Source organism: Brackiella oedipodis DSM 13743 (assembly GCF_000621025.1).
In the GTDB taxonomy this organism is placed as follows: Bacteria; Pseudomonadota; Gammaproteobacteria; order Burkholderiales; family Burkholderiaceae_B; genus Oligella; species Oligella oedipodis.
In genome coordinates, this window is record NZ_JHZJ01000009.1 from 32,804 (window position 1) to 46,212 (window position 13,409).

Annotated in this window: 12 protein-coding genes; 10 read left to right on the forward strand and 2 right to left on the reverse strand. The window is 47.5% G+C overall.

The window, feature by feature from the left end:
* Positions 1-148 precede the first annotated feature (148 nt).
* The 4 genes from upp to Q335_RS0100180 all read left to right on the forward strand — a co-directional run bounded on the left by upp (position 149) and on the right by Q335_RS0100180 (position 2,424).
* The gene (upp, locus tag Q335_RS0100165; protein WP_028356881.1) at positions 149-790 is read left to right on the forward strand and encodes a uracil phosphoribosyltransferase; all 642 of its coding nucleotides are present in this window, start codon (positions 149-151) and stop codon (positions 788-790) included.
* 154 nt (positions 791-944) lie between these two features.
* The gene (locus Q335_RS0100170) at positions 945-1,238 is read left to right on the forward strand and encodes an ElaB/YgaM/YqjD family protein (RefSeq protein ID WP_028356882.1); all 294 of its coding nucleotides are present in this window, start codon (positions 945-947) and stop codon (positions 1,236-1,238) included.
* Positions 1,239-1,382: 144 nt separating this feature from the next.
* Positions 1,383-1,796, forward strand: coding sequence for a phage holin family protein (locus tag Q335_RS0100175; protein ID WP_028356883.1), 414 nt, complete (start codon positions 1,383-1,385; stop codon positions 1,794-1,796).
* Positions 1,789-2,424 (forward strand): hypothetical protein, encoded by a 636-nt coding sequence (locus Q335_RS0100180; RefSeq protein WP_028356884.1) that lies wholly within the window; start codon positions 1,789-1,791, stop codon positions 2,422-2,424. The genes Q335_RS0100175 and Q335_RS0100180 overlap by 8 nt, the downstream gene beginning before the upstream one ends.
* 165 nt (positions 2,425-2,589) lie before the next feature.
* Here the strand turns inward: Q335_RS0100180 and Q335_RS0100185 are convergent, their stop codons facing one another.
* Entirely contained in the window at positions 2,590-4,134 is a 1,545-nt protein-coding gene (locus Q335_RS0100185) for a UbiD family decarboxylase (protein ID WP_028356885.1), read from the reverse strand.
* 128 nt (positions 4,135-4,262) lie between these two features.
* Here Q335_RS0100185 and Q335_RS0100190 point away from each other — a divergent pair, with 128 nt between their 5' ends.
* From Q335_RS0100190 to Q335_RS0100200, 3 genes are all read left to right on the forward strand, one after another.
* Positions 4,263-5,204, forward strand: coding sequence for a hypothetical protein (locus tag Q335_RS0100190; protein ID WP_028356886.1), 942 nt, complete (start codon positions 4,263-4,265; stop codon positions 5,202-5,204).
* Between the two features lie 101 nt (positions 5,205-5,305).
* A complete protein-coding gene (locus tag Q335_RS0100195; RefSeq protein ID WP_028356887.1) occupies positions 5,306-7,591 on the forward strand; it encodes an NADP-dependent malic enzyme in 2,286 nt (761 codons plus the stop codon).
* A 156-nt stretch (positions 7,592-7,747) separates the two neighbouring features.
* Positions 7,748-8,227, forward strand: coding sequence for a barstar family protein (locus Q335_RS0100200; protein ID WP_028356888.1), 480 nt, complete (start codon positions 7,748-7,750; stop codon positions 8,225-8,227).
* Here the strand turns inward: Q335_RS0100200 and Q335_RS0100205 are convergent.
* Positions 8,224-8,964 (reverse strand): 16S rRNA (uracil(1498)-N(3))-methyltransferase, encoded by a 741-nt coding sequence (locus Q335_RS0100205; protein ID WP_028356889.1) that lies wholly within the window; start codon positions 8,962-8,964, stop codon positions 8,224-8,226. The two genes, Q335_RS0100200 and Q335_RS0100205, sit on opposite strands and share 4 nt — an antisense overlap.
* A 79-nt stretch (positions 8,965-9,043) precedes the next feature.
* Between Q335_RS0100205 and tkt the strand changes: the two genes are divergently transcribed.
* The 3 genes from tkt to Q335_RS0100220 all read left to right on the forward strand — a co-directional run bounded on the left by tkt (position 9,044) and on the right by Q335_RS0100220 (position 13,390).
* On the forward strand, positions 9,044-11,086 hold the full coding sequence (gene tkt, locus Q335_RS0100210) for a transketolase (RefSeq protein WP_028356890.1): 2,043 nt from the start codon (positions 9,044-9,046) through the stop codon (positions 11,084-11,086).
* 15 nt (positions 11,087-11,101) lie between these two features.
* Complete coding sequence (gap, locus tag Q335_RS0100215) at positions 11,102-12,112, forward strand: type I glyceraldehyde-3-phosphate dehydrogenase (RefSeq protein ID WP_028356891.1); 1,011 nt, start codon at positions 11,102-11,104, stop codon at positions 12,110-12,112.
* A gap of 81 nt (positions 12,113-12,193) precedes the next feature.
* Complete coding sequence (locus tag Q335_RS0100220; RefSeq protein WP_051532180.1) at positions 12,194-13,390, forward strand: phosphoglycerate kinase; 1,197 nt, start codon at positions 12,194-12,196, stop codon at positions 13,388-13,390.
* Positions 13,391-13,409 lie beyond the last annotated feature (19 nt).

A 13,409-nucleotide genomic window follows, 5' to 3' on the forward strand; every position in this document is an offset into this window, starting at 1 on the left:
TTGAGCTCAAAAATTCTAAACCTCTATTATAAAGCCTTGTGTAGCCTTGAAATTTAAAGCCTGGCTTTTGTTTATTTTTAGGGAAGTGAGCCAGCTTATTGGTAGAATAGGCATACATCTGTTTGTGAACTTATTTCTGAGGATTATTATGGCTGTTCATGAAATCAATCATCCCTTAATCAAGCACAAAATCGGTTTAATGCGTAAAGCCGAATTAAGTACTAAAAGTTTTCGTGAATTGGCCCAAGAAATTGCTGCTCTCTTAACGTACGAGGCTACCAAGGATTTTCCTCTAGAAGAAGTCACGATCGAAGGTTGGAATGGCCCGGTTCAAGTCCAAAAAATCGCTGGCAAAAAAGTCACCATCGTACCGATTCTGCGTGCAGGTATTGGTATGCTCGATGGCGTTCTAAGTCTAGTCCCAGGTGCCAAGGTAAGTGCTGTGGGCTTGGTGCGTGACGAGAAAACCCTGGAAGCCGCCACCTACCTCCAAAAATTAGTCGCCGATATTGACCAACGTCTAGCCATTATTATTGACCCTATGCTGGCCACGGGTGGCTCTATGGTGGCTACCATCGATATGCTCAAAAAAGCTGGCTGTAAGGATATACGTGCTTTGGTCGTGGTGGCCGCCCCAGAAGGCATCCAAAAAGTCACTAGTGCGCATCCAGATGTACACATTTATACCGCTGTCGTCGATCAAGGCCTTAATCAAGATGGCTATATTATTCCTGGTTTAGGCGATGCCGGTGACCGAATTTTTGGGACGCGCCAAAAGACATCAGACTAGTGTCGAGCGTGTTGTAGGCGTCACAGATTCACATTTGTGCAGGTCTGTAACAAAATATAACTAGAGTAAAAAAGTCACATTTATCTTGAAAAACTCTTAATTAGCAGCATATGATAGACAAGTAGCTAGTTTTTAATTTCTTGAGGAGAAAAACATGTCTAAAAAAGATTTCAATCGTGATCTAAACAAAGCTATCGAAGATGCAGAAATTTTACTCAAACGCATTGGCGATGAGGGCGGTGACGAAGCCGATAACCTACGCGATCAAGCGCGTAATATTTTAAGCAAAGCCTTAAACTCTGTTTCTGATGCTAGCGATGCCGCTGTTGAACAAGGCAAAGAAGTCGCTAAAACTGCAGACAACTATGTCCAAGAAAACCCATGGTCTACTGCAGGTATTGCTGCTGTCGCTGGTATTTTACTTGGTGTAGTCATTGCACGCCGCTAATGCGCTACGCTTAGTGCGCTAGTGTGCTTACCAGTTGCACTTAGCAGGCAGGGTCTAGCAGTTTTACTAGACATTGCTTAATTTCAAACGCATAGCGGCTTGTGCTGCTATGCGTTTTTTTATTTATTTACGGAAACCACGCTTATGTTTCAAGGAATCAAAGACGTAGCATGCACATTGCTGGGTTTGGCTAGCAGCCGTACCGAGTTGTTTGCACTTGAGCTCGCCGAAGAGAAGGATCGCTTAATCAAAGCCATCGCACTTATGTTGACCGCTGTGTTGAGCTTTGTTTTATTTTTATTTAGTTGTGCCTTAATTTTAATTGTTTTGGTTTGGGAATCCCCTAATCGTATTTGGTATTTAGTAGGTATTGCCGCTTTCTTTGCGATTGTGGGTCTGTATGGTTTGATCCGCGGCAAAGTCCTCGCCAAAAAAGTGCCGTTTGCAGATACCATCCATATGTTCAAAGAGGATGTCTCCAACATCAACCCATCTAAGGCTTCACAACAACTCGCTGAGGTCCAAAAAGCATCTACTCAAGGGGGTAAAGATGAATAAACAATCCAGCACGGTTTATAACACACCCGATCCAGAGACCAACAAAAAAGTGCCGACACAACATGTGCCCGAAGACCTTAACGCTAAAGTGCGACCGTCAAACACGGCCTCAAAACCTGTAGTGAGCGCGTCCACCGAGAGCAAAGCTGTAGATGTGGCGCCTCAAAATGTCGAAGAAGCCCTGGCCCAAGCCTTGCAAGAGGTCAAAGATAACCTCAAAAAAGTCATTCAAGAGACGCCTAAGGTGGAATCTGTTAAAACCATGAGTGCTTTTGAGCGCAGCAGCTACAAAAAACAACTCATTACTAAGATCCGTGCACAACGTAGTCTACTAAAAGCCCAAACTTATCAAACCAAACACGATTTGAAGCCAGCCACGATTAAGCGCTCTTTGTTTGGCGGATCTTTTTTGGGTAATTTATTTGGTGCCAATAAATCGTCACGCCGTCGCAGCACAGGTAATCAAGACTGGAGCAGTAAGGCGTTTGATTTCTTCAGCAGCCACCCAATGCTGAGTACCGTCTTAGCCAAGTTATTAATGCGTTCAGGCAAGAATTCTAAATTTTTGACTAAACCTTTAGTAATGGTGTTAGCAGGCCTTGCTTTACTTAAAAAATTCCGCAAATAATGCTAGCGGCTGTTCACAGCACCGTAAAAAGCCACTTCTTCGGAAGTGGCTTTTTTGTGGTCCCTATAAGGATTTGCACAAAGGCAAGGCTTGACGACCTTGCTCCTTGTCATATGTGGATAGGGCTTAAACTGCGCATCTCTGGGTGATGCACTGAGGTTCGCTTTATAATCCTAAATCTTGCCAAATACGATCTATCTTGTCTTTGATGGCGGCGTCCATATGAATAGGCCTGCCCCATTCTCGTTGAGTTTCTCCAGGCCATTTGTTGGTCGCATCTAAGCCCATTTTGCCACCCAAGCCAGAGACCGGAGAAGCAAAATCAAGATAATCGATAGGCGTATTTTCTACAAGATGAGTATCGCGGGCGGGATCCATACGTGTGGTCATGGCCCAGACAACCTCCTTCCAATCGCGTGTATCCACATCGTCGTCGACGACAATAATGAATTTAGTGTACATAAATTGCCGCAAGATACTCCAAATACCAAACATCACTCGTTTCGCATGACCGGGATATTGCTTGCGAATGGATACCACCGCTAAGCGATAGCTGCAGCCTTCGGGTGGCAAATAAAAATCCACGATTTCAGGGAGTTGCTTGCGTAATAAAGGCACAAAGACCTCGTTTAGGGCCACGCCCAAGACCGCAGGCTCATCGGGAGGTTTACCTGTATAGGTGCTGTGGTAGATGGGGTTTTTGCGCATGGTAATACGCTCCACCGTAAACACAGGAAACCAATCTTGTTCGTTGTAATAGCCTGTGTGATCCCCATAGGGGCCTTCGAGGGCCATTTCGTAGCTTGTATTGGCTGGGCCTGTCATGCCTTCGGGGACCTGTGGCGCAATGGCGCGTGGATCACTGGCGGGTAGGATATGACCCTCAAGAATAATTTCGGCACTGGCAGGGACTTCCAGATCGGAGCCAAGGCTTTTGACGAGCTCTGTTTTGCCACCGCGCAGCAGACCTGCAAATTGATACTCAGAAAGGCTATCAGGCACAGGGGTGACTGCGCCCAAAATGGTGGCAGGATCACAACCAATGGCTACGGAGATTGGGAAGGGCTGGCCGGGATTAGCAAGGCTAAAATCTCTGAAGTCTAGGGCGCCACCACGATGGGATAACCAGCGCATAATTAGCTTGTTACGACCGAGTAATTGTTGCCTATAAATACCAAGATTCTGGCGTTTAGCCTTGGGGCCTTTAGTGACTACCAAGCCCCATGTAATTAAAGGCGCGGCATCTCCTGGCCAGCAGGTCTGAATCGGTAAGCGATTTAAATCGACGTCATCACCTTGCCAAATAATTTCTTGGCATGCCGCATGTTTGGTACGTTTAGGCGCCATATCCCACAAGGCCGATTTGAGCATACCCACTGTGCCGACGGCTTCCTTAAAATTGCGAGGCGGCTGTGGCTCTCGCAACTCGGACAATAAGACGCCAATCTCTTTGAGGGCACTGATATGGTCCGCACCCATGCCCCAAGCGACGCGTTGTGGGGTACCAAACAGATTCGTCAAAACCGGCATTTGCGCTTGCTGTTGCTGATGTTGAGCATTGTCGAATACCAGAGCGGGCCCTTGAGCACGTAAAACGCGATCGCTAATCTCGGTCATTTCGAGATGGGTAGAGATCGGTACTTGAACGTGTTTGAGATCATTTTTTTGTTGTAGTTGCTGTAGAAAGTCACGCAGATCTTGGTATTTCACAATCATTCCTCGCCATTAGCTATCGATTTGATTTGTTATTGTAATATCAAACCCTGATTAATGTGTTTAATGAATACTTAGCATGTATAGGGGGCGAAAGCACCCTGTGTTGCCTTTGAGAATGATCTATGCTTAACCGACGTGATTTTTTACGCTTAAAACGCCGTCATGATTACCCCGATTGGCCGCACTGGTCAAGCTTTACTGAGCGCGTACGACGCATTGCTCGAGGTCCATGGCAGGAGTTAACACCAGAGCGCTTAGCTCCCGAACAACAAGCCTATGACAGCAAACCGATGATGGCGGCGCCGCAAGCCGTTTTGCGGCTGGAGCGCTGGCACGAGTTCGAGCATATACGGCAAATGTGTTTGCAATATGAGGTGAGTTTGTTGTTGTGGGGGGCGGCTGCACGGGCTTATGTTCTGGATCGCCCTGTGTTGTGGTTACAAATTAGCGAGGACTTAGCCGAATGGCAAAGCTTGTCTGATCAAGCCTGCTTGGCCACCAGTGCGGTGTCTTGTGGCGAATTGTTGCAACAGGGGTTTCAGCAATTTCGTCGAGTGCCTGACCATCTTAGTTTAGGGCAGTGGTTAGCGAGTCCCGCATGGCATGATGTACGGCCGGGGTTGAGCTATTTATCGGGTGTAGAGCGCATCGAGGTGTTTTTTGCGAATGGCGATCATGTGGTGCTCGGTGGTTTTGGGGTTCATGATAAAGCACCGCTGAATACCGCTTTATTAAATCGCAGTATTCCACAGTTATTTAATTTACTGCAACAAAGCAGCACCCAAACGGCCCTGACTGCAGAATACTGGCATCAGGTCTATCGTCTCGATAGTTTGGCCAATTTACAAACGGAAAGTAATTTGGCGCGGCTGTTTTTGGGGCATAGGGGCACCTTAATTTGGCTCAAGTCGCTGGTCTTGCGCAAGATGCCTTACGATGATTTATTGTTACCTGAAGATGTGCCTGATTTTCAGCGTGAAGCCAGTTATAGTGATGCCGAAATCAAGTCCTTATTTGATAGCCAAGTCTTATTTCCCTACTTAGATGAGCTCGAAGGCGACTGAGTCAAGCAGTGGCCTTTATTTTATAATAGTGAGCAGTATTGGCCGATAGGCCCTGCCAAAGCAAGGGTCATGGTTTAACTTTCTACTACTAAGAGTCTGTTATGCAAGATGAATTACGAGAAGCGTCGTTGGCTTATCACCGCAGTGGTAAACGCGGCAAAATTTCAGTGGAACCCACCAAGCAATTAATCACGCAACGTGACTTGGCCTTGGCTTATTCGCCAGGGGTGGCGGCGGCCTGTGATGAAATTGTCAAGGATCCGGCTAATGCGGTGCAGTATACGGCACGCGGTAATCTGGTTGGCGTGATCACCAATGGTACAGCCGTTTTGGGCTTAGGCGATATCGGCGCCTTAGCCTCCAAACCAGTGATGGAAGGTAAGGGCGTTCTCTTCAAAAAATTTGCTGGCATTGATGTATTTGATATCGAAATTAATCAGCATGATCCAGACAAATTAGTGGAAATTATCAAGAGTCTGGAGCCAACGTTTGGCGCCATCAATCTTGAAGACATTAAAGCGCCCGAGTGTTTCATCGTCGAAGAGCGCTTACGCCAAGAAATGAATATTCCAGTTTTTCATGATGATCAGCATGGTACCGCTATTTGTGTGGCAGCGGCTTTTTTGAGTGCTGTCAAAGTCGCCCAAAAAGACATTAGTCAAATCAAGTTAGTCGTCTCTGGCGCGGGCGCGGCTGCCTTAGCGTGCCTGGATTTATTAGTGGATTTGGGGGTGCAACGCAAAAATATCTGGGTCAGTGATATTGAAGGTGTGGTCTATGAAGGTCGCACAGTGTTGATGGACAAGAAAAAAGCTATTTATGCACAGGCGACTGATAAACGTAGTTTGGCTGAGATTATGCCTGGCGCCGATGCTTTCTTAGGCTTATCTGCAGGCGGTGTCCTCAAACCAGAAATGCTCGCGGCGATGACGGCCAATCCGATCATTATGGCACTCGCAAACCCCGAGCCTGAGATTCATCCTCAAGCGGCTCATGAAGTGCGCCCCGACGCTATTATGGCGACAGGCCGTTCTGATTATCCTAATCAAGTCAATAATGTCCTATGCTTTCCTTATATTTTCCGCGGCGCACTCGATGTGGGCGCCAGCAGTATTACACGGAATATGGAAATTGCAGCGGTCGAGGCGATTAGTCGATTGGCGCAAGAGGAGCTCGATGAGACGGCGGCAGTGGCTTATGCCATGGAAAGCATTAGTTTCGGGCGCGAGTATTTGATTCCAAAGCCTTTTGATTCACGCTTGATTTCGCGTATTGCGCCAGCGGTTGCCAAAGCCGCGATGGAAGATGGGGTCGCTTCTCGTCCTATTGAGGATTTACAAGCCTACAGCGAGCAGCTCAAAGAATTTGTTCACCATTCTGGCGCCTTTATGAAACCACTGTTCTCAATGGCACGTAAATTTGTCAGAGAAGGGGGTAAATCACGCATTGTCTTTAGTGAGGGTGAAGAAGAACGCGTCTTGCGAGCGGTACAAATTCTGGTCGACGAAAAAGTCTGCAAACCGATTCTAATTGGTCGTCCTTCTGTGCTCGAGCAGCGCATCAAACGCTACGGCTTACGTCTTAAACTCGACCAAGATGTTGAGGTCTGCAATTACGAAAATGATCCGCGATATAAGCAATATTGGAGCAGTTATTGGGAGCTCACTAAACGCAAGGGCATTAGCCTTAAAATGGCGCAGGTCGATATGCGTCGTCGTTTTACGTTGATCGGTGCCATGATGGTCAAACTAGGCGATGCCGATGGGTTGATTTGTGGCACGGTGGGCTCTTATGTGAATCACCTAAAATTTGTGGATCAAGTGTTAGGCAAGTATCCCGAGTGCTCCACTTATGCGGCCATGAACATCCTACTCTTGCCAGAGCGCATGATTGCGATTGCTGATACCCATATCAATCCTAATCCGAGCGCCCGAGAGCTGGCCGATATTACCTTGATGGCCGCCCAAGAAATGCGTCATATGGATCTTACGCCTAAGGTAGCCCTAGTCTCGAGTTCATCTTTTGGTACAGATGCGCCCATGAGTGGCGAAACTATGCGTCAGGCGCTGGCCTTGATCCAACAAGAAGCCCCAGAACTTGAGGTCGATGGCGAGATGCAAGGTGACGTCGCCTTGGATGAAAGCTTACGACATGCACTGATGCCTGATAGTATTCTTAAAGGCAGTGCTAATCTCGTGATTTGCCCAAATATGGAAGCCGGTAACATTGCTTATAATTTACTCAAAACCTCCATGGGACATAACGTAGCTATCGGACCGTTCTTATTGGGTTGCAATGCACCTGTACATATTTTGACGGCGAGCTCAACCATGCGACGCATCCTCAATATGGCAGCGCTAACTGTGGTAGATGCCAATAGTCGATAAGTTTTTTTGTAGTATTTGTTACAAATAAAGCAAGACTTTATTAGGATTTTTATTGACTAAACTCAAACAACTGTTTTAATTTCTAAAAAAGTCACGCCGGTGGCGGACTTCGCATGTCAATGAAACAGTCGTCTATAGGACAAAGAGAGGGCGTTGATGAGTCCAAATAAAGCGAGTCATGCACAACTAGAGCAGGTCTTAATTAAGGGAGGGGCCTTGGTTGCCAGCCCCACCTTATGCAAACAATTGCCTAAATTGGCTGAACAACACAAATTGGCGCTTTTTATAGCACAATGCGACAAGGCGCGCAGCCCTTCAGCAGTACTTAGGGCAGTGGCCAAAGCCGTGGATTATCCGGTGTTTTTTGGTAGTGATCTCGAGGATTTATTTGATTGCCTTAATGACACTCTAATCGACTACAAGCACGGGTTTATTTTGTATTTGGCCGATTTACATTGGCAGGACGATGCGCTTTTAGAATTTATCCCCAAGGTGCAAGAAGTGTTTTCCGCTATGCAGGAAGCCGCACATAGCAAACAAAAAGTCTTCGTCTATGGTATAGAAAACGCTGGCAAACACCCGGCACCAGAGCCAGGTATTGCGCCCGAACCATATGGCGGCGCCAGTGACGACTAATCCGATTGCTCGAGCAGTGTCAGAATACTACTGCTGAGTACTAATCCCGCCGTTTCGGTACGTAATACTAACTGTCCCCATCGTATGGCATGGGCCTGTGGTGCGGCCATAATCAGCGCTTGTTCAGACGCTGACCAGCCACCTTCGGGGCCAATCAGCACATCAAACGCCGCGCCTTTTAAGTGGCTGATCACCTCGCCGAGTGTGTCCGCCGCATCGGGCTGACACAATAATAAATGGCGTCCCGTCTCTTGTGGCAACCACTCCTTGAGGGTGGTGACTGCGTGTATTTGTAATGGTAAGTTGCGGCCACACTGTTCAGCCGCCGCTAGACTAATGTTTTGCCAACGTTGCAAGCGCTTGTCTTGACGTTTCGGATCTTTGAGATTGACGACACTGCGATCGGCTTGAATGGGCACTAGACTACGCACGCCCAATTCACTGGTTTTTTCAATGATCCACTCCATTTTGTCGCCTTGAGGTAAGCCTTGGAGCAGACGAATATCGACGTCGGGTAAGTAATTATTGGCATCGAATTCTAGTAATTGGGCTTTGGCGATAGCGTCCTCAAAAAATAGGCGCGCAATAAATTGTCCACCCTCCCCATTAAAGAGACAGATTTGATCGTTCTCTCTGAGACGAAGGCTGCGACCCGCGTGACTTGCCACCGTGCGGGGTAGAGTCACAGTAACACCCAGTGACAACGGCATTGGGCAGAAAAAACGAGGGAGCGCCATGATTTCCAAAACTCTTAGGTGGTAATGCTAAAATTATACGGGATTGAGAACACCATGCTTAATTTTCAATAGGTAACCCATGAATACTTCTACCGATGTGCAGCCGCAACAGTTAGCCAATGCGATTCGTGCCCTCTCTATGGATGCGGTCCAAAAAGCTAATTCAGGCCATCCTGGTGCGCCAATGGGTATGGCCGATATGGCCGTCGCTCTATGGACACGTCATTTACACCACAATCCCAAAAACCCTGATTGGTTAAACCGTGACCGCTTTGTGCTATCCAATGGTCACGGCTCAATGTTGATTTATTCATTGTTACACCTTACTGGTTACGATTTATCGATTGACGATCTTAAGCATTTTCGTCAGTTACACTCCAAAACACCCGGTCACCCAGAAGTGGGGGTTACGGCAGGCATAGAAACCACGACTGGTCCTTTAGGACAAGGGATTGCCAATGCTGTGGGATTTGCCCTTGCCGAGAAGCTTTTAGCCCAAGAATTCAATCAAGATGGGCATCAGATTATTGACCATTTTACCTATGTCTTTACTGGTGATGGCTGCCTGATGGAAGGTGTGTCCCATGAGGCTTGTTCATTTGCGGGTACCCTAAAATTGAGTAAATTAATTGTCTTGTGGGATGACAATGGCATCTCTATTGACGGTAAGGTCCAAAACTGGTTTGCCGAAGATGTGGCCAAGCGCTTTGAAGCCTACGGTTGGAATGTGATTCGCGAGATTGATGGTCACAATATCGATGCCGTCGATCAAGCGATTGCCCAAGCCAAGGCCAATGCTAAAGAAGCTGATGCCGGCCCAACCTTGATCTGTTGCCGTACCCAAATTGGTAAGGGGTCCCCCAATAAAGCGGGCTCCGAAAAAGTGCACGGTGCGCCTTTAGGTGACGAAGAAATTAACCTAACGCGCCAAGCCTTGCACTGGCAAGCGGCTGCTTTTGAGGTGCCTACGACCATTGCCCAAGCATGGGATCAAACGGAAGTGGGTCAAGAACTCGAGCACGCATGGCAAGAGCAATGGCAAGCCTACGAACAAGCGCATCCAGAACTAGCCCAAGAATTAAGTCGTCGTATGCGTTCTGAGTTGCCTGCAGATTTTGCCAAAAAATTCGAAGCGATTTTAAATAATATCGTGGCCCAAGCACAAACCGTGGCCACTCGCAAAGCTTCGCAAATAGCGATCAATGCCTTTGCCAAGGAATTACCTGAATTTTTGGGGGGGTCAGCGGATTTAACCGGTTCTAACCTAACTAATTGGGATGGTGTACAGCCTGTTCGAGCTCATCAATTTGGCCAACATATTAACTATGGTGTGCGCGAGTTTGGTATGGCGGCCATTATGAATGGGATCGCCTTACATGGTGGTTATTTGCCATTTGGTGGGACGTTCCTGACCTTTTCTGATTATTCACGCAATGCGATTCGCATGTCTGCACTCATGAAGCAACGCGTGGTTCATGTCTTTACGCATGATTCTATTGGTTTAGGAGAAGACGGTCCGACTCACCAGGCGATCGAACACGCCAACAGCTTGCGTTTAATCCCTAACCTACATGTCTGGCGTCCATGCGATACCACCGAAACCGCCGTGGCTTGGTATAGTGCGGTGACAAGACCGGCTAGCCATGGTACACACGTGCAAGCCGGTGGGCCGTCAGCCTTATTACTATCACGCCAAAACTTACCCTTTATTGAGCGTGATCAGGCAACGATAGCATTGATTGCCAAGGGTGGTTATATCGTTTCACCAGCCAAAGCCAAACCACAAGCCGTGTTGATGGCAACTGGTTCAGAAGTACAACTAGTGTTGCAAGCACAAGCGCAATTAGCCAAAGACAATATTGACGTCCAGGTCGTGTCTATGCCTTGCACAAACTTATTTGACACCCAAGACGCAGATTATCAAGCACAAGTCATCCCTCGTGATATTCCAGCCTTGGCCATAGAAGCGGGAAGCACCGGTTTATGGCACAAATACGTGGGTCGCGATGGTGTCGTTTTGGGAATTGACAGCTACGGGGAATCTGCACCCGCTAGTGACTTATTTAAACATTTCGGTCTGACAGCAGAACATATTGTTGCTGCCGTCCAAAAGCTTGTATAACAGGAGAAATATTGAATGACAATTCGTGTTGCAATTAATGGTTATGGTCGTATCGGCCGCATGGTGTTACGTGCTCATTACGAGAGCAACAAAAAACACGATATCGAAATTGTGGCGATCAATGCCAGCGGTACTCCAGAAGTCAATGCCCACCTGACTAAATACGATACGACTCATGGTCGTTTTAATGCAGAGGTGAGTCTTGAGGATAATCACTTAGTGGTCAATGGCGACAAAATCCCTATGTTTTTTACGCGTGACCCTGCCGAATTGCCTTGGAAAGATTTAGGCGTTGATGTAGTACTCGAATGTACCGGTGCCTTTAAATCCAAAGCAAAAGCCATGAAACACATTGAGAGTGGCGCCAAAAAAGTTCTTATTTCGGCTCCAGGCGACAAGGATGTGGATGCGACAGTGGTTTACGGCGTCAATCATGACGTTCTTAAAGCCTCAGATATTGTGGTTTCTAATGCCTCTTGCACGACCAACTGCTTGGCCTCTTTAGTCAAACCAATTCAAGAAGCGATTGGCATTGAAAACGGCTTGATGACCACTATTCATGCTTACACCAATGACCAAGTCTTAATCGATGTGCGCCACAACGACTTGCGTCGTGCGCGTTCAGCCACCCAAAATCTTATCCCTACCAAAACGGGTGCCGCTTCTGCCATGGGCTTAGTGCTTCCGGAACTCGCCGGTAAATTGGATGGTTTCTCCATTCGCGTACCTACCATGAACGTGTCTATCGTGGATTTATCATTTGTGGCTTCCCGCGATGTTACTGTTGAAGAAGTACACCGAGTAGTCAAAGAAGCCGCCGAAGGTAGCATGAAAGGTATTCTGGGTTACAACGCTGAACCATTGGTGTCTAGCGACTTTAATCATACCTCTGAGTCTGGTATTTATGAGGCTTCATTGACTCGTGTGAGTGGCCGTCTCGTCAAAGTCAGTTCTTGGTATGACAACGAATGGGGCTTCTCAGAGCGCATGTTAGACACTACTGTGGCGATGATGCAAGCTAAATAATTGCAGTAGTCAATCATTCGAGTGCGGCATTCAGAAACTGAATGCCGTTTTGCTGTAATAACGCTCAAATAAGGAACAAGTATGTTATCCGTCAAAACCCTGTCTTCACTGGCTGAGAACCAGCAACTCCAAGGTAAACGTGTTTTTATTCGTGCAGACCTCAATGTACCGTTAGATGGACATCGCCAAATTACTGAAGATACTCGTATCAAGGCTTCTATCCCGGCCATTAAAATGGCTCTCGAGGGCGGTGCAGCCGTGATGGTAACCTCTCATTTGGGACGTCCTAGCGAGGGCGAATTAAGTGCGGAAGATAGTCTTGATGTCGTGGCTCATCGTTTAAGCGAATTATTAGGCCAAGAGGTGCCTCTAGTACAAAATTGGCTAGATGGTGTCGAGGTACAACCTGGTCAGGTGGTTCTGCTCGAAAATTGCCGTGGCAATGTCGGTGAAAAGAAAAACGATGAAAGCCTTGCCAAAAAAATGGCCGCACTCTGCGATATTTATGTCAACGACGCTTTTGGTACGGCTCATCGCGCGCAAGCGACAACCTATGGTATTGCGCAATTTGCCCCGATAGCCTGCGCCGGTCCACTGTTAGCCTCCGAGCTCGAGGCGCTTAACAAAGCCCTTAAAGATCCAAAACGTCCAATGGTGGCGATTGTGGGGGGGTCTAAAGTATCGACCAAGCTGTCGGTCCTCAAAAACCTCGCCCAAAAAGTGGATCAACTGATTGTGGGCGGTGGTATTGCCAATACTTTCATGTTGGCCGCTGGCTTACCGGTGGGCAACTCTTTAGTCGAAGCCGATCAAGTCGATGAAGCCAAAGAAATCATCGATATCATGGCCAAACGTGGTGCCGAAGTGCCTATTCCGGTGGATGTTGTCTGCGGTAAAGTCTTTAAAGAAGACGCCAAAGCCACACTTAAAAAGGCTCAGGAAGTCGCAGACGACGATATGATTTTCGATGTGGGTCCAGAGACTTCAGCCAAATTCGCAGACATTATTAAAAGTGCAGGTACCATTGTTTGGAACGGTCCGGTAGGTGTGTTTGAGTTTGATCAGTTTGGTAAGGGTACCCAACAGCTGGCCGAAGCCATCGCGGCCTCTAAAGGCTTCTCATTGGCGGGTGGCGGTGATACGCTCGCCGCCATCGCTAAATACGGTGTGACCGATAAAATTGATTATATTTCAACGGGCGGCGGTGCCTTCTTAGAATATCTCGAAGGCAAGGTCTTACCCGCCTTTAAGATTTTACAAGAGCGAAACGAAGGTTAATATTTAGCGTTAGGGCGTA